This window comes from Variovorax sp. Varisp36 (assembly GCF_047304235.1).
Classification (GTDB): Bacteria; Pseudomonadota; Gammaproteobacteria; order Burkholderiales; family Burkholderiaceae_C; genus Variovorax.
The window spans coordinates 13,676-35,702 of record NZ_JBGLYU010000041.1 but is presented as its reverse complement, the minus strand read 5'-3'; the positions used below and the strand labels follow the sequence as shown (position 1 = coordinate 35,702).

The following is a 22,027-nucleotide window of genomic DNA, read 5'->3' as shown; positions in this document are numbered from 1 at the left end:
GCTCAGTGCGCCAGGATGGACAGCGCATTCAGGGGCAGTTGGATGTGCACCATGCTGCTGGGCACCAGCGGCTCCTCGCCGCCGTAGCGCGCGTCGGCCGGCAGCTCGGCCTCGATCTCGATGCCCAGTGGCTCGCAGGCCAGGCGCGCCGAGGTGCGGTTGCCGAAGAACTCCGTGTCGAGCAGGCGCGCCGCGAAACTGTTGGCGCCCAGTTCGGTGCCGAAGCGCTTGACCACCACGTGCTCGGGGCGGATGCCCACGGTGGCCTGCGAACCCACGCTCAGGGTGCCGAGGTTGCTCGGCGTGCAGAACAGTTCGCTGTCGCGCACGCGCACCTTGCCCTCGGCCAGCACGGTCGCGGGCAGCATGTTCATGCGGCCGACGAAGCCCGCCGCGAAACGGGTGCGCGGCTGGCGGTACAGCTCGTCGGGCGTGCCGGCCTGCTCGATGCGGCCGTTGTGCATCAGCACCACGCGGTCGGCCATCGAGAGGGCTTCTTCCTGGTCGTGCGTGACCATGATGGTGACGATGCCCAGGCGCTTTTGCAGCGAGCGGATCTCGCTGCGAAGGCTCGCGCGCACCTGCGCGTCGAGCGCGGAGAGCGGCTCGTCGAGCAGCAGCAGGCGCGGGTTCGGCGCGAGGGCACGCGCCAGTGCGATGCGCTGCTGCTGGCCGCCCGAGAGCTGCACCGGGTATTTGTCGGCGTGCGCCGTGAGGCCGACGAGGTCGAGCATCTCGCGCGAGCGCTTGGCCATCTCGCGCGCCAGTGCGCCGGTGGGATGCAGGCCGTAGGCGATGTTCTGCGCCGCCGTGAGGTTGGGGAACAGCGCATACGACTGGAACACCACGCCGAAGCCGCGCGCCGCCGGCGGCAGGCCCGCGATGTCCTGGCCGCCGAGCAGGATCTGCCCGCTGTCGGCGCGCTCGATGCCGCACACGATGCGCAGCAGCGTGGTCTTGCCGCAACCCGAGGGACCGAGCAGGCACACGAATTCGCCGGGCTCGATGTCCAGGTCGATGCCGTCGAGCACGCGGGTGGCGCCAAAGGACTTGCCGATGCCGCGGAGAGAAAGAAAGCTGGTCATGGTCGAAGCCCGTCAGTCAAGGAACACCTCGGAACCGGCTTCGCCGGGCCGCAGGTGTTGCCCCCGGCAGGGGGTTGGCGAAGCGACACGAAGTGCGCGAAGACTGGGGGCGAGCTCATCACATCGGCTTCTTTTCGGATTTCGATTCGTAGCGCTTGGACCATTCGGTGAGGATGCGGTCGCGGTTCGCGGCGGCCCAGGTGAAGTCGTTCTTGGCGAGCAGCTTCTCGACGTCGCCCGGCACGAATTCGAGCTTCTCCTGGATGCCCGGCAGCGCGAGCACGGCGAAGTTCTTCGCGTAGAGCTCGTTGGCCTGCTTGGTGACGGCCCAGTCGGCCAGCGCCTTGGCGGCGTCCTGCTTCTTGCTGGTCTTGATGATGCCGGTGGCTTCCATGTCCCAGCCGAGGCCCTCCTTGGGCAGCACGATGTCGATGGGGGCGCCGTCGCGCTTGGTCTTGTTGGCGCGGTATTCGAAGGACATGCCGAGCGCGAATTCGCCGGCGCCGGCCTGGCGGCAGGGCTTGCTGCCCGACTGGCTGTAGATACCGATGTTCTGGTGCAGCGCGTCCATGTACTTCCACGCTTTTTCCTCGCCCATCATCTGGATCCAGCCCGACACCATGAGGTAGCCGGTGCCCGATGCCGCGGGGTTGGGCATGGTGATCTGGCCCTTGTAGACCGGGTTGGTGAGATCCGCCCAGCTGGTGGGCTTGGGCAGGTTCTTCTTCGTGGCTTCGGCGGTGTTGAAGCAGATGGCCGACGACCACACGTCCATGCCGACCCACTTGGGCGGGTTGGCCGGATCGCGCATGGTGGCCTTCACGGCGTCCAGGCCCTTGGGCGCATAGGGCTGGAGCATGCCTTCCTTGTCGAGCAGCATCAGCGAAGTGGCGGCCAGGCCCCACACCACGTCGGCCTGCGGGTTGGCCTTTTCGGCCAGCAGCTTGGCGGTGACGATGCCGGTGGAGTCGCGCACGAATTTCAGTTCGACGGCCGGGTTTTCCTTTTCGAACGCGGCCTTGTAGGCCTGCACCTGGTCGGCTTCGAGCGCGGTGTAGACCAGCAGCTCGGTGCGGCCTTGCGCGGAGGCTGCGAAGGCCAGCGAGAACAACGCGGCGGGCACGGCAACGCGGCGGATGAAGCGGAACGACATGATGGGAGATCCCTCGGGAAGGAGTGAAAGTACGCGGACGAAAGTACGCACGGCTCGGCCGTGGACGCGGCGATGCTCGCAGTGCCGTGTGACAGGGGTTTGTCAGATGCGTCACACGGATGTCATGGCGCGGGACGACGCTTCACAGGCTGCCGCACGCGCTTGGCGTTTGCTTCGTTTCAACTCCATGACACTCGACCTCGCCGAGATCGCACGCCTGTTCGCCGAACGCGGCGGGGTAGCCTACGCGGGCGAGCCGGTCTCGCAGCTCGAACACGCGCTGCAGTGCGCATGGCTCGCCGAGCAGGCGGGTGCGAGCGACGCGCTGGTCACGGCCGCACTGCTGCACGACCTTGGACACCTGCTGATCGCCGAGCACCAGACGCTCGCGCAATCGCCCACCGAGCTGGGCATCGACGATCGCCATCAATACATCGCGCTGCCGCTGCTGCGCGGCGCCTTCGACGTGGAAGTGCGCGAGCCGATACGGCTGCACGTGGATGCCAAGCGCTATCTGTGCGCGATGCGGCCGGACTATTTCTCGAAGCTCTCGCCGGATTCCGTGCGCAGCCTTGCACTGCAGGGCGGCGTGATGGATGCGGCAGCGGCGGCCCGTTTTGCCGAGCATCGCTGGGCCGACGATGCGGTGCGGCTGAGGCTTTGGGACGAAGAGGCGAAGGTCGAGGGGTTGAAGACACCGCCGCTGGCGTATTTCCTTTCGACGGCTGCGCGGGTCCTTCTGCGCTGAAGGTACTTTTTTTGCCCGGCGGCCGGGTTTCAGGTCCATTTAAGAAACATTTGTCTACTATGGTTTCCTCATGATGTCCGGCGCACCTGCGCCTGCGAGGAAACCTGCATGTCTTCATCCGTCACGGCGCGAGCCGCCACGTTCACCCAGGTTCTGAGGCGCGTCTTTGCGCTTGCGGCGCCTTATTTCAGGTCCGAGGAGAAATGGCGCGCGAGGACCATGTTCGCGGCGATCGTCGCGCTCAACCTGGCCTACGTCTACGCGCTGGTGCTCTTCAACCAGTGGTACGGGCGCTTCTACGACGGGCTGCAGAACAAGGATGCGGCGGTCTTCTGGCGCGAGATCCGCGTGTTCGTCGTGCTGGCCTTTTTCAACATCGCGCTGCAGGTGCTCAAGTTCTATGTGACGCAATTGCTGCAGCTGCGCTGGCGCAGCTGGATGACGCGCGACTACATGACGCGCTGGATGGCCAACCGCACCTTCTATCACCTCGAACTCGCGCGCTACGCGAACAAGGACGGCCAGACGCCGGACAACCCCGACCAGCGTATCCAGGAAGACATGCAGCTTTTCACCGACTACACGATGACGCTGTCGATGGGCCTGCTGAATGCGGTGGTCACGCTGGTGAGCTTCGTCGGCATCCTCTGGGGGCTGTCGGGCAGCGTCGAATTCTCGATGGGCGGCACCACCTACCAGATCGTGGGCGCCATGGTGTGGCTGGCGATCGCGTACTGCGTGGTCGGGACCGTCATCACGCATTTCATCGGCCGCCCGCTGATCGGCACCAACTTCCGCCAGCAGCGCTTCGAGGCCGACTTCCGGCATCACCTGGTGCGGGTGCGCGAATACAGCGAGGCGATCGCGCTGGACAGGGGCGAGAAGGTCGAGCACGGCCAGCTCGACATGCGCTTTGGCAGCGTGCTGCGCAACTACCTGCTGCTCATCAAGCAGCAGAAGAACCTGATCACCTTCACCTCGTTCTTCGGGCAGGCTGCGGTGATCTTCCCGTTCGTGGTGGCCGCGCCCCGCTTCTTCAGCGGCGCGATCCAGTTGGGCCAGCTGATGCAGATTTCGTCTGCATTCGGCAAGGTGCAGGACTCGCTGAGCTGGTTCGTCGACAACTACGACAAGGTCGCGGTCTGGCGTGCCACCACCGACCGCCTGACCAGCTTCGACGACGCGATGCGCGCCCACGCGGCGCAGGCCATGCCGCTGCAACGCGGGGAGGCGGCCGATTTGCGCAGCGACGACCTCTCTGTGGCGCTGCCAAACGGCACTTCGCTGCTGAGCGGCGCCGCGCTGGCCGTGAAGCCCGGCGACAGCGTGCTGCTGCAGGGCTCCTCGGGCAGCGGCAAGTCGACCTTGTTCCGCTCCTTCGCCGGCATCTGGCCGTTCGCGAGCGGGCACGTGAAGATGCCAGACGGCGCGGTGTTCATGCCGCAGCGCCCCTACGTGCCCGACGGCAAGCTGCGCGACGCGCTGACCTACCCGAACCCCGCCGCCGATTTCACCGACGAGCAGCTTCGCAAGGCCCTGACCGACGCCCTCCTTCCCGACCTGGCCAGCCGCCTGGACGACAGCGATTCATGGAGCCAGAAACTCTCCGGCGGCGAGCAGCAGCGCCTGGCCATCGCACGCGTGCTGCTGAAGAAACCGGCATGGCTCTTCGCCGACGAGGTCACCAGCGCACTCGATGCGCAGGCCGAGGGTGTGCTCTACAAGCGGTTGTCGGACATGGTCCATGCAGCGGGCGGCGCGATGGTGTCGATCGCGCACCGCGCAGCCGTCGGAGACTTCCACAACCAGCGCTGGACGCTGGTGCCGCAGGAAGAAGCAACGGCGGGCGGCGCGCGCTACCGGCTGAACATCTCGGCGGCTCAACCCGCCGCGGCGTAGCGCTCCCAGCCCTTCTTGCGCAGCTCGCAGGCGGGGCATTCGCCACACCCGTAGCCCCAGGCCTGGCGGTGCACGCGATCGCCCAGGTAGCAGGTGTGCGTCTCTTCCACGATCAGCTCCACCAGCGGCTCGCCGCCCAGGCGGTGGGCCATGGCCCAGGTCTCGGCCTTGTCGATCCACATGAGCGGCGTCTCGATGACGAGGCGGCGCTCCAGCCCGAGCGAGAGCGCGAGCTGCATCGCCTTCATGGTGTCGTCGCGGCAGTCGGGGTACCCCGAGAAGTCGGTCTCGCAGACGCCGGTGACGATCACCTGCAGCCCGCGCCGGTACGCCAGCGCGCCGGCCAGCGTGAGGAACAGCAGGTTGCGCCCGGGCACGAAGGTGTTGGGCAGGCCGTCGGCCTGCATGGCGAAGGCGACCTCTTCGGTCAGCGAGGAGCCGCCGAGCTGCGCCAGCGCCGCGAGCGTGAGTACGTGGTCTTCGCCGAGGCGGGGCGCCCAGCCGGGGAAACGCTCGCGCATCTTCGCGAGGACGGTGCCGCGCACGTCGAGCTCGACGCGGTGGCGCTGCCCGTAGTCGAAGCCCAGGGTTTCGACGCGCTGGTACTTCGAGAGCGCATCGGCGAGGCAGGTGGCCGAGTCCTGGCCGCCGGAGAACAGAACGAGGGCGGTGGTGTGCAGGGGCATATCCGTCAACGGCGAGGCCGCTGTAGTCCAAAGACGCGATTTTCGCAGGCCGCGCCCGCTGGCAGCCGGGCATGACACGCCGGCGAATTCCGCCGCCTTTCTTTTTTGAAATGGGCTGAACTTTCTCGGCGGATGTGCATCGTCACCGCCGAGTCATCTGACGTCTTTAGATTTCACTCCCAGAAACGGTGCGCGTCATGCGCACCGGTCGAACAACCATCGAAGGGAGTCGCATGACCCAACGCTTCATTGCCCCAGCACTGCTGGGTTTCTCGCTGCTGCTGACCGCCTGCGGTGGCAGCGGCAACAGCAACGGCTTTTCCTTGCTGCCGCTGATCCCGCCGCCGACCACTGCGCCGCCGGCCGCGCAACCGCCCGCCGCGCAACCCCAGAAGAACGTGCTGTTCTTCCTGGGCGACGGCATGGGCATCACCACGATGACCGCCGCGCGCATCTACAAGGTCGGCGAGGACGGCGACCTGACGATGGACACGCTGCCCGAGACGGCCTTCGTCCACACCTATTCGAACGACGCCCAGGTGACCGACAGCGCCCCCTCGATGTCGGCCTACATGACCGGCGTCAAGATGAACAACGAAGTCATCTCGATGAGCCCCGAGACCAAGGCCACCGACGCCTCGGGCAAGGCCTACCACGTCAGCTTCGACAGCACCTGCCCCCCGGGCAACGGCCAGGCCGTCGAGACGCTGCTCGAGCAGAGCAAGGCCAAGGGCTATGCGACCGGCGTGGTGACCACCACCCGCATCACGCACGCCACGCCCGCCGCCACCTACTCGCATGTGTGCCACCGCGACGCCGAGAACACCATCGCCGCGGCGCTGGTGCCGGGCGGCGCGGGCTACAACGGCAAGCTCGGTGACGGCGTCGACGTGTTCTTCGGCGGAGGCACCGACTACTTCACCGCCAAGGAAGACGGCGGCAAGCGCAACGACAAGCGCAACCTGATCGCCGAGCTGAAGGCTGCCAAGTACAGCTATGCCGGCAGCAAGAGCGAGTTCGACAAGCTGCCTGCAGACGGCGCCACCAAGATCGCCGGCCTGTTCACCAAGAGCCACATGGCCTACGACCTGGACCGTGACGCCACCAAGGAACCGAGCCTGGCAGAGATGACCGGCAAGGCCATCGATGCACTGGCGGCGCGCAAGAAGGGCTTCTTCCTGATGGTCGAGGGCGGCCGCATCGACCACGCGCTGCACGCCACCAACGCGCGCCGTGCGCTGCAGGACACCGGCGCCTTCGACGACGCCATCAAGCTCGCGCTCGACAAGATGCAGGCGATCGATCCGGGCCTGAAGAACACGCTGGTGGTGGTCACGGCCGACCACGACCACACGCTGCAGCTCAACGGCTATGCCGCGCGCACCGGCAAGACCGAGGCCGGCAAGCCGGGCGTGCTCGGCCTGGTGAAGGACTATGTAGACACCAGCAAGACCAGCAAGGACGTGGGCGGCAACCCCTACACCATCATCGGCTTCGGCAATGGCCCGCGCCGTCTCGCCACGCGCGGCCCGATCAGCGACGCCGAACTGGAAAGCAAGGACTACAAGCAGGAAGCCGTCGTGCCGATGGATGCGGCCAGCGACTCCGAAACCCATGGCGGCGCCGACGTGTTCCTCGGCGCTCAGGGCCTGGGCGCCGACAACTTCTCCGGCGTCATCACCAACACCGACGTGTTCGGCCTGATCAAGAAGGCGGTCGGCCTGTGAGGGGCACCCCGCACGCACCGATGAACACAACCATGCACACGACCATGAACCGCATCACCCGCAACACCCGCCTGGCCGCCGCCCTCGTCTGCGCCGCCGCCGGCACCCTGGCCGGCAGCGCCCACGCCGCCGGCGAAGCCAAGAACGTCATCTTCTTCCTCGGCGACGGCATGGGCCCCGTCACCGTGACCGCCGCGCGCATCTACAAGGGCGAGAAGCAACTGGCCGCCAAGCCCGGTTCGCTCGTGAGCCCCGAGCGCGCCAACCTCGTCATGCAGTCGCTGCCCTACGCGGCGCGCGTGAAGACCTTCTCGCTCGACGGTCAGACCACCGACAGCGCGCCCTCGATGGCGGCCTACATGACCGGTGTGAAGATGCGCAACGAGGTGATCTCGATGTCGAGTGACACCACCGCCGTCGACAGCACCGGCAAGCAATACATCAACGGCGAAGACACCACCTGCCCGTCGACCAACGGCAAGGCGGCCGACACGCTGCTCGAGCTCGCCAAGGCCAAGGGCCGCGCGGTCGGCGCCGTGTCGACCACGCGCGTCGGCCATGCCACGCCGGCCACCACCTACGCGCACATCTGCAACCGCAACGGCTACAACACCATCGCAGAGCAGAGCGTTCCGGGCCACCCGAACTACAACCCCAAGCTGCTCGACGGCGTCGACGTGCTGCTCGGCGGCGGCCAGCGCAACTACCTGCCGAAGTCGACCAATGCGCAAAGCAAGCGCACCGACAACGTGGACCTGGTGGCCGCGATGACGGCCAAGGGCTACACCTACGTCGACACCGGCACCAAGCTCAAGGCCGTCGACACGGCCGCCACGGGCAAGCTGCTGGGCCTGTTCTCGCAGAGCGAAATGGCCTACGAGCTGGACCGCGTCAAGCAGAGCCTCGACCAGCCGAGCCTGTCCGACATGACCGAGAAAGCGCTCGGCGTGCTCAGCAAGAACGACAAGGGCTTCTTCCTGATGGTCGAAGGCGGGCGCATCGACCACGCGCTGCACGGCACCAATGCCAAGCGCGCGCTGGAAGACACGCTGGCCTTCGACGCGGCCATCCAGACCGCGCTCGACTACATGAACAAGAAGGACCCGGGCCTGCAGAACACGCTGGTAGTGGTCACGGCTGACCATGACCATGCGATCGCCTTCAACGGCTACCCGAAAATCGGCAACCCGATCCTCGGCCTCGTCAACGGCTACGCCGACGGCAAGCCCTTGAAGGCGGCCGATGGCAAGCCCTACACCACGCTGGTGTTCGGCAACGGCGGCCGCCCCAATGCAACGCTCGCCAGCCAGACCAACCCCGAGGACGGCAACAGGCCGTGGATCGCACCCAAACGCGACACGGATCGCGACGACCAGACCGCGATGGACACCACGGACGACAACTTCCTGCAGGAAGTCGGCATCAACCTCGGCACGCCCGGCGCGGAAACGCACGGCGGCGGCGACGTGATGCTGTTCGCCGGCGGCGCGGGCTCGAAGAGCTTCAAGGGCACCATGGAGAACATCAAGGTGTTCAACAAGGTCAAGGAAGCGGCCGGACTGTGATCAAGCACACCCCCAGCCTTCGCGCACTTCGTGTCGCTTCGGCAACCCTCTTGCAGAGGGCGATACCTGCGGCCCGGCGAAGCCGGTTCCGCGGTATCCCTGGCATGGTGCTGATGGCCGCTCTGAGCCTTCCGCTGGCGGCCAGCGCCGCCGGCGATGCCGAGGCGCCCGACCAGAACCTGCGCATCCAGCACCACGTGATGTCGATTGGCAAGGACGGCGTGCAGCGCGACAGCCGCTATGCCGACCTGATGTTCCGCCGCGCCGGCACCGTGTGGGTCGAGCGCGAGCTGCCGCCCGTGCTGCGCGCCGACCATGACCACGAGGCCCGCGAAGGCAAGGTGCACATCGGCCACTCGCACGCCGACAACACGGCCGCGCCGCTGTGGCTGCGCCGCGATGCGGCCGGCAAGGTGCAGGTGGGCATGGTGCTGCGCGAGCAGCGCAAGGTGATCGAGGTCGACGCCGCCGACTACGGCAACGTCGGCTATGGCGGCTCGTGGGCGAATGCCTACTGGCTGGTCGATCCGGCGAGCCTGCCGCGCATGAAGCCGCTCGGCGCGGCTGGCAGGGGCGTGCAGCGCTACGAAGTGCAGCAGGGCGAGAGCACGCTGCGCATCGAGTGGGACACGGTCGGCCGCTATGCGCGCAAGATCGAGCAACGCAATGCGCACGGCACCTCGCTCAACGTGATGACCGCCTCGGCCATCGCGGCGCCGAAGACACTGCCGTGGAAGACCGCCGACGCCTACGAGCGCGGCGAGTATTCCGACTTGCTGGACTGAGCGCTAGAGAAAACGCTCGAGCAGCTTGCGCGACGCGCGGTCGAGCGTCTTCACGTCGGGAATGCGGAACTGCACGCCGTGCGCGCTCGCAATGAGCAGCGCGCCGCCTTCGAGCCGGCGGATGTCTTCCTCGGCCTTGAGCACGAAGCTGGTGTCGCCGCGGTCGGTGCTGATGGTCCAGGTGCTGGGCACGCCGAAGCTCGACACGCCGTGCAGGCGCAGCAGCGTGGGCGCGAAATCGCGTACCGCGAGTTCTTCTGCGAGCAGCACCCTGGCCTGCTCCGGCAGTTGGTCGACGCTGTCGATCCAGACCAGCTCGCGGCCTTCGCTGCCGACCAGCGACACGCCATGGCCCGGCGCGCTCAGCGGAAAGGCCCGCACGGGCGTGACGCCCACATGGCGCTCGCCCTGCGCGTCGGTCAGCACGAGGCGGCCGAAGGCGTCGCGTTCGAGTTCGAAAGATGGGGTATTGAGTTCGGTCATGCGTCGCCCGCCGGATGTGCTGCGTGGCTGATGGCCAGGGGGGCTTGCGCACTGGCGCGCTCATTGGCGGCGCCTTCGCTCGCATCGTCGTCGCCCTGGCGCAGTTGCGCCTGGTAGAGCCGCCAGTAGGCGCCCTGCTTCGCCATCAAGGTATCGTGCGGCCCGACCTCGACCACTTCGCCGCGGTCCATGACCACCAGCCGGTCGGCCTTGCGCAATGTCGACAGCCGGTGCGCGATGGCGATGGTGGTGCGGCCCTGCACGAGGTTGTCCAAGGCCTTCTGGATTTCCTTCTCGGTCTCGGTGTCCACGGCCGAGGTGGCCTCGTCGAGGATCAGGATGCGCGGATCGATCAGCAGCGCGCGCGCAATGCTGATGCGCTGGCGCTCGCCGCCCGACAGGCCCTGCCCGCGCTCGCCCACGAGCGAGTCGTAGCCGTGCGTCAGCCGCAGGATGAAGTCGTGCGCATGGGCCGCGCGGGCCGCGGCAACCACCTCTTCGCGCGTGGCGTCGGGCTTGCCGTAGGCGATGTTCTGCGCGATGGTGCCAAAGAACAGGAAGGGTTCCTGCAGCACCAGCCCTACGTGGCGCCGGTAGTCGGCCACGGCGAAGCGGCGGATGTCGGTGCCGTCGACCTTGATGGCGCCGTCGGTCACGTCGTAGAAGCGGCAGATGAGGTTGACCAGCGTGCTCTTGCCTGAGCCGCTGTGGCCCACGAGGCCGATCATCTCGCCGGGCTCGATGGTCAGGTCGAGGTCGTGGATCACGGCGCGCGAGCCATAGCGAAAGCCCAGCCCGCTCATCTCGATGCGGCCCTGCACGCGCGGTACCTCCCCCGGCTTGGCCGGAAGGCCGACAGGAACCGGCTTTGCCGGTTCGGGCACATTGCTCACGTGGTCGAGGATGTCGAAGATGCGCTTGGCGCCCGCGGCGGCCTTCTGCGTGACCGAGACGATGCGGCTCATCGAGTCGAGCCGCGTGTAGAAGCGGCCGATGTAGGCGATGAAGGCCGTGAGAACACCCACCGTGATGCTGCCGCGCGCCACCTGCCAGATGCCGAAGGCCCACACCACGAGCAGGCCGATTTCGGTGAGCAGCGACACGGTCGGCGTGAACAGCGACCACGTGCGGTTGAGCTTGTCGTTGACCTGCAGGTTGTAGGTGTTGGCGACGCGGAAGCGCTCGGCCTCGCGGCGCTCCTGCGCGAAGGCCTTGACCACGCGGATGCCGGGAATGGTGTCGGCCAGCACGTTGGTCACCTCGGACCAGACGCGGTCGATCTTCTCGAAGCCAGTGCGCAGGCGGTCGCGCACGACGTGGATCATCCAGGCGATGAAGGGCAGCGGCACCAGCGTGACCACGGCCAGCAGCGGATTGATGGAGATCAGGATGGCCGCCGTCATGACGATCATCAGCACGTCGTTGGCGAAATCGAGCGCGTGCAGCGACAGGAAGACGTTGATGCGGTCGGTTTCGGAGCCGATGCGCGCCATCAGGTCGCCGGTGCGCTTGCCGCCGAAATAGTCGAGCGGCAGGGTCAGCAGGTGCTCGTAGGTGGTGGTGCGCAGGTCGGCGCCGATGCGCTCGGACACCAGCGCCAGCAGGTAGGTGCGCGCCCAGCCCAGCGCCCAGCCGACCAGCGCCGCGATCAGCAGGCCGCCGAGGTACAGGCCCACGCGCATGGTGTCGATCTTCTGCCCGTTCTGGAACGGGATCAGGATGTCGTCCATCAGCGGGATGGTCAGGTACGGCGGCACCAGCGTGGCGGCGGTGGAGATCAGGGTGAGTACGAATCCCAGGATCAGCTGCTTGCGGTACGGGCCGGCGAAACGGCCCAGGCGCAGCAGCACCCAGGTCGATGGCGGGGTCTGGAGTTCGGCGTCGGGGGTGCCCTCTTCGCCGTCGGCAACCTCGACGGCCCCCGCTGTCTCCTTGGCGACACCGACCGTTCGCTGGCCGAACAACTTGAGCAGGCGCAGCGCCGCGACCTGTCCGGCCAGGGTGTAGCGCCAGCGGGCCAAACGGCCCGAAGGCCCCGTCAAATCGAGGGTTCCCACCCCCGAGTGGTCGGACAGGCGCAGTTCCAGGGCTGCATCGGTTAGCGGCCACTCACGCCATTCGCCGCCCGGTTCGAGCGCGATCAGCCTCTGGTCAGTCAGCGCGACTAGGCCGCAAGCGAAGCGAAGTTGGTCGTCGAGGTCAACCGACAGTATTACCAGAACGTTTTCCGCGACTGCGAGCCGGTTTTTCAGCGCGTCTGAAGCCGCCTCTGTTTCGCCCTCCCGGGTGCCGACTGGATCGTGATGTTGCATTGTGTTTCTCTGACTCTTGCCCGTCGCGGGCCGCATGGACCGCGTCATGGCGCCCTTGGTCGGGCGCCGATTCTGACCGATTGCCATGGGCGCGCCTGAAGGCGCCGTGGTGCTCGGCCAAAGCACTTCGAACGTTTGCATGACCCGTTTCGACGACATCCGCCTGCTGCGCATCAACTATTTGCGCGGTCCGAACCTCTGGACCTACCGTCCGGTACTCGAAGTCTGGCTCGACCTGGGCCAGCTGGAAGACTTCCCCTCCAACAAGATCGACGGCTTCACCGACCGCCTGACCGGCCTGCTGCCGGCGCTCATCGAGCACCACTGCGGCGTCGGCGAGCGCGGCGGCTTCATCCAGCGCCTGACCGAGGGCACGTGGTCCGGCCACGTGCTGGAGCACGTGGTCATCGAACTGCTGAACCTCGCCGGCATGCCGACCGGTTTCGGCCAGACCCGCAGCACCTCCGAGCACGGCGTCTACCGCATGGTGTTCCGCGCCCGTGACGAGCAGGTCGCCCGCGTGGCGCTGGCCGAGGGCCACCGCCTGCTGATGGCGGCCATCAACAACGACCCGTTCAGCGCCGCCGACGTACAGAAGGCCGTCGACGCGGTCAAGGCCAAGGTGGAAGACTGCTACCTCGGTCCGAGCACCGCGGCCATCGTGGCCGCCGCCACCGACCGCGGCATTCCGCACATGCGCCTGAACAGCGGCAACCTCGTGCAGCTGGGCTACGGCGCCAACCAGCAGCGCATCTGGACCGCCGAGACCGACTACACCAGCGCCATCGGCGAATCGATCGCCAGCGACAAGGAGCTGACCAAGTCCCTGCTCGCGAGCTGCGGCGTGCCGGTGCCCGAAGGCCAGGTGGTCGCCAACGCCGAAGAAGCCTGGGAAGCCGCCGAGGACATCGGCCTGCCGGTGGCCGTGAAACCTTCCGACGCCAACCACGGCCGCGGCGTGTCGCTCGAACTGACAACGCGTGAAGAAGTCATGGCCGCCTTTGCGGTCGCCGAGCCCGAGGGCAGCGACGTGATGGTCGAACGCTTCATCCGCGGCCACGAGCACCGTCTGCTGGTGGTGGGCGGCGAAGTGGTGGCGGCCGCGCGCGGCGAGATCATCACCGTGACCGGCGACGGCCAGAGCAGCGTGCGCGACCTGATCGACAAGCAGCTCAACAGCGACCCGCGCCGCGGCGCCGAGGAAGAGTTTCCGCTCGACGTGATCGTGATCGACAGCGACGCCAAGCTGCAGCTCGAACTCAAGCGCCAGGAGCTGGACGCCAACGCCGTGCCGGCCGCCGGCCGCGTGGTCACGATCCAGCGCAACGGCAACATGGCCAACGACTGCACCGACCAGGTCCACCCCGAAGTCGCGCACGCCGCCGTGCTCGCCGCGCGCGTGGTGGGCCTTGACATCGCGGGCATCGATCTCGTGGCGCAGGACATTTCCAAGCCGCTGGGCCCGCAACGCGGTGCGATCGTCGAAGTCAATGCCGGACCCGGCCTGCTGATGCACCTGAAGCCGGCCGTCGGTTCGCCGCGCCCGGTGGGCCGCGCCATCTGCGACCACCTGTTCCCCAACGACGCGCCCGGGCGCATTCCCGTGGTCGGCGTGGCCGGCTCGCGCGACACCGCCGTGCTGGCGCGCCTCGTGGCCTGGCTGATCGGCCTGGGCGGGCGCCAGACCGGCCTCGCCTGCCGCGACGGCCTGTTCCTCGAACGCCGCCGCGTCGATGCGCGCGACAGCGCAAACTGGGACGCCGGCCACCGCCTGCTCGTGAACCGCGCCGTGCAGGCCGTGGTGATCGAGAACGGCGCCGAAACCATCCTGCGCGACGGTCTCCCCTACGACCGCTGCGAAGTCGGCATCGTCACCGATCTCGACGGCTTCGAAGCCCTGGCCGACTACGACATCACCGAGAGCGACCAGATGGTGAAGGTGCTGCGCACGCAGGTCGACGTGGTGCTGTCCGAAGGCACGGCCGTGCTGAATGCGGGCGACCCGCGCGTGGCCGGCCTCGCGCCGCTGTGCGACGGCGCCGTCATCCTCTATTCGGCCGACCCGCAGGCCGCCGAACTCACGGCGCATCAGCGCGCCGGCGGCAAGGCCGTGCTGGTGCGGCAGGACCGTGTGGTGCTGGCCAACGGCAACAGCGAATCGTTCCTGCCCGGCCTCGGCCGGCTGACCGTGTGGCGCGCCACCCATGCCGGCGTGAGCCTCGAAAGCCTGCTGGCCGCCGTGGCCGCCGCCTGGGCAATGGGCATTCCGCTGAACCTGATCGGCGCCGGCGTGGAGGCCTTCGAGGCCGACCTGCAGGCGGCGCTCGCCTCGCTGCAGCTGTCGCAGACCCAGCCGCTCTCGTCGCAACACCCCCAACAGCAATTCGCATGAGAGTCACCCGCATCCGAGCCCTTCGCGGCCCCAATCTCTGGAGCCGCCACACTGCCATCGAAGCGGTGGTTGCCTGCCAAGGCGACGAGAACGCCATCAGCAAGCTGGCCGGCTTCGAAGCCCGCCTGCGCGCGCGCTTCCCGACCATCGGCGAACTGCACCCGATGGTGCTGGGTCAACCGCTGGCGCTGGCCCATGTGCTTGAGAACGCCGCCGTGGCGCTGCAGGCGCAGGCCGGCTGCGCCGTCAACTTCGGCCACACCTCGCCCACCGTGGAAGAAGGCGTCTACCAGGTCGTGTTCCAGTACAGCGAAGAAGCCGTCGGCCGCCGTGCGATCGAGTTGGCCGAGCAGCTGATCGAGGCCGCCCTGGCCGACACTGCCTTCGACGCCAACGCCGCCATCACCGAGCTGCGCGACCTCGACGAATCCGAGCGCCTGGGCCCGAGCACCGGCTCCATCGTCGATGCCGCCGTGGCGCGCGGCATTCCGTATCGCCGGCTGACCAGCGGCAGCCTGGTGCAGTTCGGCTGGGGCTCCAAGCAGCGCCGCATTCAAGCCGCTGAAGTCGACAGCACCAGCGGCGTGGCCGAATCGATCGCGCAGGACAAGGAACTGACCAAGCAGCTGCTCAACGCCGCCGGCGTGCCGGTGCCGCTGGGCCGCCCCGTGGCCAGCGCCGAAGACGGCTGGGCTGCTGCCAACGAGATCGGCCTGCCGGTCGTGGTGAAGCCGCAGGACGGCAACCAGGGCAAGGGCGTCACCGTCAACATCAACTCGCGCGAAGAACTGTTCGCGGCCTACGACTCGGCCGCCGTCTACGGCGAGGTGATGGTCGAGAAATTCCTGCCCGGCTTCGACTTCCGCCTGCTGGTGGTGGGCGACCGCCTCGTGGCCGCCGCGCGGCGCGATCCGCCACAGGTGATCGGCGACGGCAGCGCCACGGTGCGCCAGCTGGTCGACACCGTGAACCTCGACCCGCGCCGCGGCGAGGGCCACGCCACTTCGCTCACGAAGATTCGCCTCGACGACATCGCCATCGGCCGGCTCGAGGCCCAGGGCCTCACGCCCGACAGCGTGCCCGCGCGCGGCCAGCGCGTGGTGCTGCGCAACAACGCGAACCTGTCGACCGGCGGCACCGCCACCGACGTGACCGACACGGTGCACCCCGAAGTCGCGGCGCGCGCCGTCGATGCGGCGCAGATGGTCGGCCTGCACATCTGCGGCGTCGACATGGTCTGCGAGAACGTGCTGCGCCCGCTCGAGGAACAGCACGGCGGCGTGGTCGAGGTGAATGCCGCGCCCGGCCTGCGCATGCACATCTCGCCCTCGTTCGGCCGCGGCCGCGCGGTCGGCGAAGCGGTGATGGACACCCTGTACGCCCACGGCGACGACGGCCGCATTCCCGTGGTCGCCGTCACCGGCACCAACGGCAAGACCACCACGGCGCGCCTCATCAACCACCTGCTCGCATCGAGCGGCCTGCGCACCGGCATGACCAACACCGACGGCGTGTACGTCGACGGCCGCCAGACCGACAGTGGCGACTGCAGCGGCCCGAAGAGCGCGCGCAACGTGCTGATGCACCCCGATGTCGACGCGGCCGTGTTCGAAGTGGCGCGCGGCGGCGTGCTGCGCGAAGGCCTCGGCTTCGACCGCTGCCAGGTGGCAGTGGTCACCAACATCGGCAGCGGCGACCATCTGGGCCTGAACTACATCACCACCGTCGAAGACCTCGCGGTGTTGAAGCGCGTGATCGTGCGCAATGTGGCCGCCGACGGCTACGCGGTGCTCAACGCGGCCGACGTGAACGTCGCCGCCATGGCGGCCGGCTGCCCCGGCCACGTGATCTTCTTCACCGCCGACCGCATGCACCCGGTGATGGCCACGCACCGCGCGCAGGGCAAGCGCACCGTGTACGTCGACCAGGACACGCTGGTCGCGGCCGAAGGCTCGTGGCGCGAGCGCATTGCGCTGCGCGACGTGCCCATCACGCGCGGCGGCACCATCGGCTTCCAGGTCGACAACGTGATGGCCGCCGTGGCCGCGGCCTGGGCCGTGGGCCTCGACTGGGACACCATCCGCAGCGGCCTCGCGAGCTTCATGAACGACGCGGCCGGCGTGCCGGGGCGCTTCAACGTCATGGACTACCGCGGCGCCACCGTGATCGCCGACTACGGCCACAACACCGACGCCATGCGCGCACTGGTGTCGGCGGTGGACACGATGCCGGCGAAGAAGCGCTCGGTGGTGATCAGCGGCGCGGGCGACCGGCGCGACTCGGACATCCGCGACCAGACGGCCATCCTCGGCGAAGCCTTCGACGACGTGATCCTTTATCAGGATGCTGCACAGCGCGGCCGCGCCGACGGCGAAGTGATGGCACTGCTGCGCCAGGGCCTGCAGGGTGCGGCCCGCACCCGCCAGATCGACGAGATCCGCGGCGAGTTCGTCGCGATCGACGCCGCGCTGGCCCGCCTGCAGCCGGGCGACCTGTCCCTGATCCTCGTGGACCAGGTCGAGGAAGCGCTCGCTCACCTGGCACAGCGCATCGCAGCGGGCTGAAGCCCCGCTTGCCGGACACGTCCCACATGCAGGGGCGCGTCCGGCCCGGTCGGCGGGCGCGGCTGTCCCACAGACCCGCAGCCCCCGGCCACGCCAGACTAAGGCTCCTGTCACGCACCTCATTACAGGGAGGGCGTGCTTTCACCAAGGAGCCCGCATGACAACAACAGTTCGTTCCATCCTGTCCGCAGCGGCATGCCTCGCCGCCAGCGGCTTCATGGCCTTCGGCGCACAGACCGCCGGCGCGCAGGCGCCGGGGTCTGACGCCCGCATGCAGAAGGAACGCGCCACCTGCGACGGTGTACAGCAGGACCGCGCCGCCTGCCTGCGCGAAGCCGGCGCGGCCCGCCAGGAAGCGAGCCGCGGCGGCCTCACCAGTCCGAGCCCGGCCCGGGAGCAGGTCAACGCCCTCGCCCGCTGCGGCGAACTGCCGGCCGCCGAGCGGCCCGACTGCGAAGCCCGCATCGAGGGCGGCGCACGCACCACCACCGACGGCAGCGTGATGGGCGGCGGCGTGATCCGCGAAACCGTGACGCCGCTGGCGCCACAGACCATGCCGGCACGCTGAAGGAACCCGCCCTCCTCGGGCGCTTCCAATATTTCCCAGGTTTTCAAGCTCGCTTCAAGGAGCCATCCATGAAAAGCACCACTCGCTCAATCATCTTCACCATGCTCGCCGCCGGCGGGCTTGCAGCCGGCAGCATCGCCTCGGCAGCGTCGCCGCGCGGCGCAGCAGCCTCGGGCACCTACCAGCAGGAACTGGCTGTCTGCGGCCACAACGAGCAGGACCGCGCCGCCTGCATCCGCGAAGCCGGCGCAGCGCGCCTGGAAGCCGCGCGCGGGGGCCTGACCAGCGCACCCGACTACCGCGCCAATGCGCTCGCCCGCTGCGGCCTGCAGCAGCAGCCAGACGACCGCGCCGCCTGCGAGGCCCGCGTGCTCGGCAGCAGCGGCAACAGCACGGCCAGCGTCGACGGCAGCGTGATGGGTGGGGGCGTGATCCGCGAATCGGTCACCACCATCGTGATGCCCGCACCGGCGATGGCGCCGGAACCGACGCCGATGCCGGCCCCGATGCCCGAGCCGATGCCCATGCCCCGGCCGATGCCCGCGCCCCTGCGCTGAGCGTCTTCGCTGAAGAAGCATCGCCAGGCGCTGCCGGCGGCTGGCGATGCCCTTACTGTCACAGTACTGTCATAAAAGGCGCAGGCCTGCTAGCTATAGTTCTCGGTCCCTGCCTACCGAGGAATCCTTTCCCATGAATGCCATCAAGGTCGCTCGCCGATTCATCGAAACGGACCCGGCCAACGAATCGGCCAAGATCCTGGCCCAGCTCGTGTTGGCTCTCGAGTCCGAACGCAGCTTCGAGTTGGTCACGCTCTACAACCTCGACTACAAGAGCTTCGAGCTCGCGATGGACATCCTGAAGGAATGGCGGCTCGACCGCTACTACGCCAGCAAGTCCAAGCTGTTCGACCTGTCGCTGCAAGTCACCGAACTCGAGAAAAGCTGAAGTCCGCGGGGGCACCCCCGCATGTTCAGACCAGCATCCCGCCCGACACCTCGATGCGCTGGGCATTCACCCAGCGACTCCCCTCCCCGAGCAAGCCCGCGACCATCGCGTCGAAGTTCGTGTGCAAGCCTACGCGCGCAGCACCGCATCGTGCACTTCGCACAGACCCTCTCGCCGAACGACGCGGGTCGGGAAGACTTCGACGCCGACCAGGGCCGCTACCGGATGCAGCCGATGCGCTCCATCGTCACGGTGAACGGCACCGACGCCTACAACGCCGCGGCGGTCGCGGGCCTCGGGCTGATCCAGGCGCCGATCGGCGGCCTCCTGCCGTGCTTTGCGGCCGGCTCGCTCGTGCAGGTGATGCCGGCGTTCACCGCCCGCGCGATGACCGAGATCCTCGCGCCCTACTTCGCCCGGGACGGCGAACCGGCTATCTCCCCCAGCGCAGCACCAGCGGATCGAGCCGCTTCGCCGTCTCGATCAGGCCGGCGCGCGTCGCGGGGTGCATCGCGGGCAGCGGATGCCGCGGCGCCTCGCAAGCGATCACGCCGCCCTCCTTCATGAGCGACTTGCAGGCCAGGAGGCCCGCCTGCCGGTTCTCGTAGTTGATGAGCGGCAGCCACTGCTGGTACAGCGCGAAGGCCTTGTCGCGGTCGCCCGAACGGTGCGCCTCGATGATCGGGCGAATGCCGTCCGGATAGCCGCCGCCGGTCATGGAGCCGGTCGCGCCGGCATCGAGGTCGGGCATCAGCGTGATGGCCTCTTCGCCGTCCCACGGGCCTTCGATGGCCTCGCCGCCCAGGCGGATCAGCTCGCGCAGCTTGGCGGCCGCACCGGCCGTCTCGATCTTGAAATACGCGACCTGCTCGATCTCCTTCGCCATGCGCGCGAGGAACGGCGCCGACAGCACTGTGCCGCTGGCCGGCGCATCCTGGATCATGATCGGGATGTCCACCGCATCGGACAGGCGTGCGTAGAACTCGAAGATCTGCGGCTCGGGCACGCGGAAGGTCGCGCCGTGGTAGGGCGGCATCACCATCAGCATGGCCGCGCCCATGTCCTGCGCGCGGCGGCTGCGCTCGGCGCACACCTTGGTGCTGTAGTGCGTGGTGGTCACGATGACCGGCACGCGGCCCTTCACGTGTTCGAGCATGGTGCGCGTGAGCACCTCGCGCTCCTCGTCGGACAGCACGAACTGCTCCGAGAAATTGGCAAGGATGCACAGGCCGTCCGAGCCCGCGTCGATCATGAAATCGACGCAGCGCTTCTGGCTCTCCAGGTCGAGTTCGCCCTGTTCGGTGAAGGTGGTAGGCACCACCGGGAAGATGCCGCGGTATCTGGGGGTCATGATGTTTCGTTGCTTGCGTGGGTTCAATGCGAATGGCGCGGCACGGCCGAGCCGCGGCAGCCGACGAGAAAGTCGAAGTCGCAGCCTTCGTCGGCCTGCAGCACGTGGTTGACGTAGAGCTTCTGGTAGCCGCCGCCGCGCGTGCTCATCGGTTGTGCATCCGAAGAAGACAGCGAAGCGAGGCGCGCCGCCAGTTCCTCATCGCTGATGTCGAGGTGCAATCGCCCCGCATCGCAGTCGAGCTCGATCCAGTCGCCGTCGCGCACCGCCGCCAGCGGCCCGCCGTCGGCCGCCTCGGGCGCGACGTGCAGCACCACCGTGCCGTAGGCCGTGCCGCTCATGCGCGCATCGGAGATGCGCACCATGTCCTTCACGCCCTGGCGCAGCAGCTTGGGCGGCAACCCCATGTTGCCGACCTCGGCCATGCCGGGGTAGCCCTTGGGACCGCAGTTCTTCAGCACCATCACGCAGCTTGCGTCGATGTCGAGGTCTTCATCGACGATGCGTGCCTTGTAGTGCTCCAGGTTCTCGAACACCACCGCGCGCCCACGGTGCTTCAGCAGCTCCGGCGATGCGGCAGAGGGCTTGAGCACCGCGCCGCGCGGCGACAGGTTGCCGCGCAGGATGCGGATGCCGCCATCGGCGATCAGCGGCTTGTCGAGCGGGCGGATCACCTCGTCGTCGAGGCTGGGCGCATCGCGCACGTTGTCCCAGATCGACTGGCCGTTGACGGTGAGCGCAGCGGGGTGCGGCAACAGACCGTTCTCGCCGAGCCGGCGCAGCACGGCGGGCAGGCCGCCGGCGTAGTAGAACTCTTCCATCAGGAAGCGCCCCGAAGGCATCAGGTCGACGATGGTCGGCGTATTGCTGCCGATGCGCGTCCAGTCCTCCAGCTCCAGCTCGACGCCGATGCGCCCCGCGATCGCCTTCAGGTGGATCACTGCATTGGTCGATCCGCCGATGGCCGCGTTCACGCGAATGGCGTTCTCGAAGGCCTCGCGCGTGAGGATCTTCGACAGCGTGAGCCCCTCCTTCGCCATCTCCACCGCGCGCATGCCCGACATCTGCGCGAGCACGTAGCGCCGCGCATCGACCGCCGGAATCGCCGCGTTGTGCGGCAGCGAGGTACCGAGCGCCTCGGCCATGCAGGCCATCGTCGAGGCCGTGCCCATCGTGTTGCAGGTGCCCGCCGAGCGCGACATGCCGCCCTCGGCCGAGAGGAACTGGTGCAGGTTGATCTCGCCCGCCTTCAGCGACTCGTGCAGCTGCCACACGGCCGTGCCCGAACCGATGTTCTTGCCCTCGAGCTTGCCGTTGAGCATCGGCCCGCCCGTGACCACGATGGCAGGGATGTCGCAGCTCGCCGCACCCATCAGCAGCGCGGGCGTGGTCTTGTCGCAGCCCGTGAGCAGCACCACCGCGTCGACGGGGTTGCCACGGATGGCTTCTTCGACGTCCATGCTCGCGAGGTTGCGCGTGAGCATCGCGGTGGGCCGCAGGTTCGACTCGCCGTTGGAGAAAACAGGGAATTCCACCGGAAAGCCGCCCGCCTCCGAGATGCCGCGCTTCACGTGCTCGGCGATCTTGCGGAAGTGCGCGTTGCACGGCGTGAGTTCCGACCAGGTGTTGCAGATGCCGATGATCGGGCGGCCATCGAACTCATGGTCCGGGATGCCTTGGTTCTTCATCCAGCTGCGGTACATGAAGCCGTTCTTGTCGGCGGAGCCGAACCATTCGGTCGAGCGCAGTTTTTTTGTCATTGAG

Annotated in this window: 17 protein-coding genes; 10 read left to right on the top strand and 7 right to left on the bottom strand. The window is 67.9% G+C overall.

What is annotated here, in order from left to right; all coding sequences use genetic code 11:
- Positions 1-2 precede the first annotated feature (2 nt).
- Positions 3-1,085, bottom strand: coding sequence for an ABC transporter ATP-binding protein (locus ACCD11_RS21525; protein ID WP_413315395.1), 1,083 nt, complete (start codon positions 1,083-1,085; stop codon positions 3-5).
- Between the two features lie 118 nt (positions 1,086-1,203).
- Complete coding sequence (locus ACCD11_RS21520; protein WP_007831737.1) at positions 1,204-2,238, bottom strand: putative 2-aminoethylphosphonate ABC transporter substrate-binding protein; 1,035 nt, start codon at positions 2,236-2,238, stop codon at positions 1,204-1,206.
- A gap of 187 nt (positions 2,239-2,425) precedes the next feature.
- On the opposite strand from ACCD11_RS21520, the gene ACCD11_RS21515 reads away from it, so the two are divergent.
- On the top strand, positions 2,426-2,986 hold the full coding sequence (locus ACCD11_RS21515; protein WP_413315394.1) for a phosphonate degradation HD-domain oxygenase: 561 nt from the start codon (positions 2,426-2,428) through the stop codon (positions 2,984-2,986).
- Positions 2,987-3,094: 108 nt separating this feature from the next.
- On the top strand, positions 3,095-4,885 hold the full coding sequence (locus ACCD11_RS21510; RefSeq protein WP_413315393.1) for an ABC transporter ATP-binding protein/permease: 1,791 nt from the start codon (positions 3,095-3,097) through the stop codon (positions 4,883-4,885).
- Here ACCD11_RS21510 and queC read toward each other — a convergent pair.
- Entirely contained in the window at positions 4,867-5,571 is a 705-nt protein-coding gene (gene queC / locus ACCD11_RS21505; RefSeq protein WP_413315410.1) for a 7-cyano-7-deazaguanine synthase QueC, read from the bottom strand. The genes ACCD11_RS21510 and queC overlap by 19 nt on opposite strands.
- Positions 5,572-5,804: 233 nt before the next feature.
- Here queC and ACCD11_RS21500 point away from each other — a divergent pair, with 233 nt between their 5' ends.
- The 3 genes from ACCD11_RS21500 to ACCD11_RS21490 all read left to right on the top strand — a co-directional run bounded on the left by ACCD11_RS21500 (position 5,805) and on the right by ACCD11_RS21490 (position 9,648).
- The gene (locus ACCD11_RS21500; RefSeq protein ID WP_413315392.1) at positions 5,805-7,298 is read left to right on the top strand and encodes an alkaline phosphatase; all 1,494 of its coding nucleotides are present in this window, start codon (positions 5,805-5,807) and stop codon (positions 7,296-7,298) included.
- A 32-nt stretch (positions 7,299-7,330) separates the two neighbouring features.
- Positions 7,331-8,863: an alkaline phosphatase gene (locus ACCD11_RS21495; protein WP_413315409.1), complete on the top strand. Its 1,533-nt coding sequence runs from the start codon at positions 7,331-7,333 to the stop codon at positions 8,861-8,863.
- 113 nt (positions 8,864-8,976) lie between these two features.
- The gene (locus ACCD11_RS21490; RefSeq protein ID WP_237726066.1) at positions 8,977-9,648 is read left to right on the top strand and encodes a hypothetical protein; all 672 of its coding nucleotides are present in this window, start codon (positions 8,977-8,979) and stop codon (positions 9,646-9,648) included.
- 3 nt (positions 9,649-9,651) lie between these two features.
- Here ACCD11_RS21490 and ACCD11_RS21485 read toward each other — a convergent pair whose 3' ends face one another.
- Both ACCD11_RS21485 and ACCD11_RS21480 read right to left on the bottom strand, forming a co-directional pair.
- Positions 9,652-10,131, bottom strand: a complete 480-nt coding sequence (locus tag ACCD11_RS21485) for a DUF1854 domain-containing protein (protein WP_413315391.1) — start codon at positions 10,129-10,131, stop codon at positions 9,652-9,654.
- Positions 10,128-12,443, bottom strand: coding sequence for an ABC transporter ATP-binding protein (locus tag ACCD11_RS21480; protein WP_413315390.1), 2,316 nt, complete (start codon positions 12,441-12,443; stop codon positions 10,128-10,130). The genes ACCD11_RS21485 and ACCD11_RS21480 overlap by 4 nt, the downstream gene beginning before the upstream one ends.
- 139 nt (positions 12,444-12,582) lie before the next feature.
- Between ACCD11_RS21480 and cphA (ACCD11_RS21475) the strand changes: the two genes are divergently transcribed.
- The 5 genes from cphA (ACCD11_RS21475) to ACCD11_RS21455 all read left to right on the top strand — a co-directional run bounded on the left by cphA (ACCD11_RS21475) (position 12,583) and on the right by ACCD11_RS21455 (position 18,912).
- Positions 12,583-14,835: a cyanophycin synthetase gene (gene cphA, locus ACCD11_RS21475; protein ID WP_237726067.1), complete on the top strand. Its 2,253-nt coding sequence runs from the start codon at positions 12,583-12,585 to the stop codon at positions 14,833-14,835.
- Positions 14,832-17,399 (top strand): cyanophycin synthetase, encoded by a 2,568-nt coding sequence (cphA, locus tag ACCD11_RS21470; RefSeq protein WP_007831759.1) that lies wholly within the window; start codon positions 14,832-14,834, stop codon positions 17,397-17,399. Before cphA (ACCD11_RS21475) ends, cphA (ACCD11_RS21470) begins: the two co-directional genes overlap by 4 nt.
- 157 nt (positions 17,400-17,556) lie before the next feature.
- A complete protein-coding gene (locus ACCD11_RS21465; RefSeq protein WP_413315389.1) occupies positions 17,557-17,967 on the top strand; it encodes a hypothetical protein in 411 nt (136 codons plus the stop codon).
- A gap of 68 nt (positions 17,968-18,035) precedes the next feature.
- The gene (locus ACCD11_RS21460; protein ID WP_413315388.1) at positions 18,036-18,524 is read left to right on the top strand and encodes a hypothetical protein; all 489 of its coding nucleotides are present in this window, start codon (positions 18,036-18,038) and stop codon (positions 18,522-18,524) included.
- 133 nt (positions 18,525-18,657) lie between these two features.
- Positions 18,658-18,912, top strand: coding sequence for a hypothetical protein (locus ACCD11_RS21455; RefSeq protein ID WP_007831762.1), 255 nt, complete (start codon positions 18,658-18,660; stop codon positions 18,910-18,912).
- A 433-nt stretch (positions 18,913-19,345) separates the two neighbouring features.
- On the opposite strand, the gene ACCD11_RS21450 is transcribed toward ACCD11_RS21455, so the two are convergent.
- Positions 19,346-20,263 (bottom strand): dihydrodipicolinate synthase family protein, encoded by a 918-nt coding sequence (locus ACCD11_RS21450; protein WP_007831766.1) that lies wholly within the window; start codon positions 20,261-20,263, stop codon positions 19,346-19,348.
- 23 nt (positions 20,264-20,286) lie between these two features.
- Entirely contained in the window at positions 20,287-22,023 is a 1,737-nt protein-coding gene (locus tag ACCD11_RS21445; RefSeq protein ID WP_007831767.1) for an IlvD/Edd family dehydratase, read from the bottom strand.
- Positions 22,024-22,027: the final 4 nt, after the last annotated feature.

Excerpts from the sequence above, each read along its gene's own strand:
- ACCD11_RS21525 (WP_413315395.1), bottom strand. The coding sequence starts at position 1,085 with ATGACCAGCTTTCTTTCTCTCCGCGGCATCGGCAAGTCCTTTGGCGCC.
- cphA (WP_237726067.1), top strand. The coding sequence starts at position 12,583 with ATGACCCGTTTCGACGACATCCGCCTGCTGCGCATCAACTATTTGCGC.
- ACCD11_RS21510 (WP_413315393.1), top strand. The coding sequence starts at position 3,095 with ATGTCTTCATCCGTCACGGCGCGAGCCGCCACGTTCACCCAGGTTCTG.
- ACCD11_RS21455 (WP_007831762.1), top strand. The coding sequence starts at position 18,658 with ATGAATGCCATCAAGGTCGCTCGCCGATTCATCGAAACGGACCCGGCC.
- ACCD11_RS21495 (WP_413315409.1), top strand. The coding sequence starts at position 7,331 with ATGCACACGACCATGAACCGCATCACCCGCAACACCCGCCTGGCCGCC.
- ACCD11_RS21520 (WP_007831737.1), bottom strand. The coding sequence starts at position 2,238 with ATGTCGTTCCGCTTCATCCGCCGCGTTGCCGTGCCCGCCGCGTTGTTC.
- ACCD11_RS21480 (WP_413315390.1), bottom strand. The coding sequence starts at position 12,443 with ATGCAACATCACGATCCAGTCGGCACCCGGGAGGGCGAAACAGAGGCG.
- ACCD11_RS21500 (WP_413315392.1), top strand. The coding sequence starts at position 5,805 with ATGACCCAACGCTTCATTGCCCCAGCACTGCTGGGTTTCTCGCTGCTG.
- ACCD11_RS21445 (WP_007831767.1), bottom strand. The coding sequence starts at position 22,023 with ATGACAAAAAAACTGCGCTCGACCGAATGGTTCGGCTCCGCCGACAAG.
- ACCD11_RS21465 (WP_413315389.1), top strand. The coding sequence starts at position 17,557 with ATGACAACAACAGTTCGTTCCATCCTGTCCGCAGCGGCATGCCTCGCC.
- cphA (WP_007831759.1), top strand. The coding sequence starts at position 14,832 with ATGAGAGTCACCCGCATCCGAGCCCTTCGCGGCCCCAATCTCTGGAGC.
- ACCD11_RS21490 (WP_237726066.1), top strand. The coding sequence starts at position 8,977 with ATGGCCGCTCTGAGCCTTCCGCTGGCGGCCAGCGCCGCCGGCGATGCC.
- queC (WP_413315410.1), bottom strand. The coding sequence starts at position 5,571 with ATGCCCCTGCACACCACCGCCCTCGTTCTGTTCTCCGGCGGCCAGGAC.
- ACCD11_RS21460 (WP_413315388.1), top strand. The coding sequence starts at position 18,036 with ATGAAAAGCACCACTCGCTCAATCATCTTCACCATGCTCGCCGCCGGC.
- ACCD11_RS21450 (WP_007831766.1), bottom strand. The coding sequence starts at position 20,263 with ATGACCCCCAGATACCGCGGCATCTTCCCGGTGGTGCCTACCACCTTC.
- ACCD11_RS21515 (WP_413315394.1), top strand. The coding sequence starts at position 2,426 with ATGACACTCGACCTCGCCGAGATCGCACGCCTGTTCGCCGAACGCGGC.
- ACCD11_RS21485 (WP_413315391.1), bottom strand. The coding sequence starts at position 10,131 with ATGACCGAACTCAATACCCCATCTTTCGAACTCGAACGCGACGCCTTC.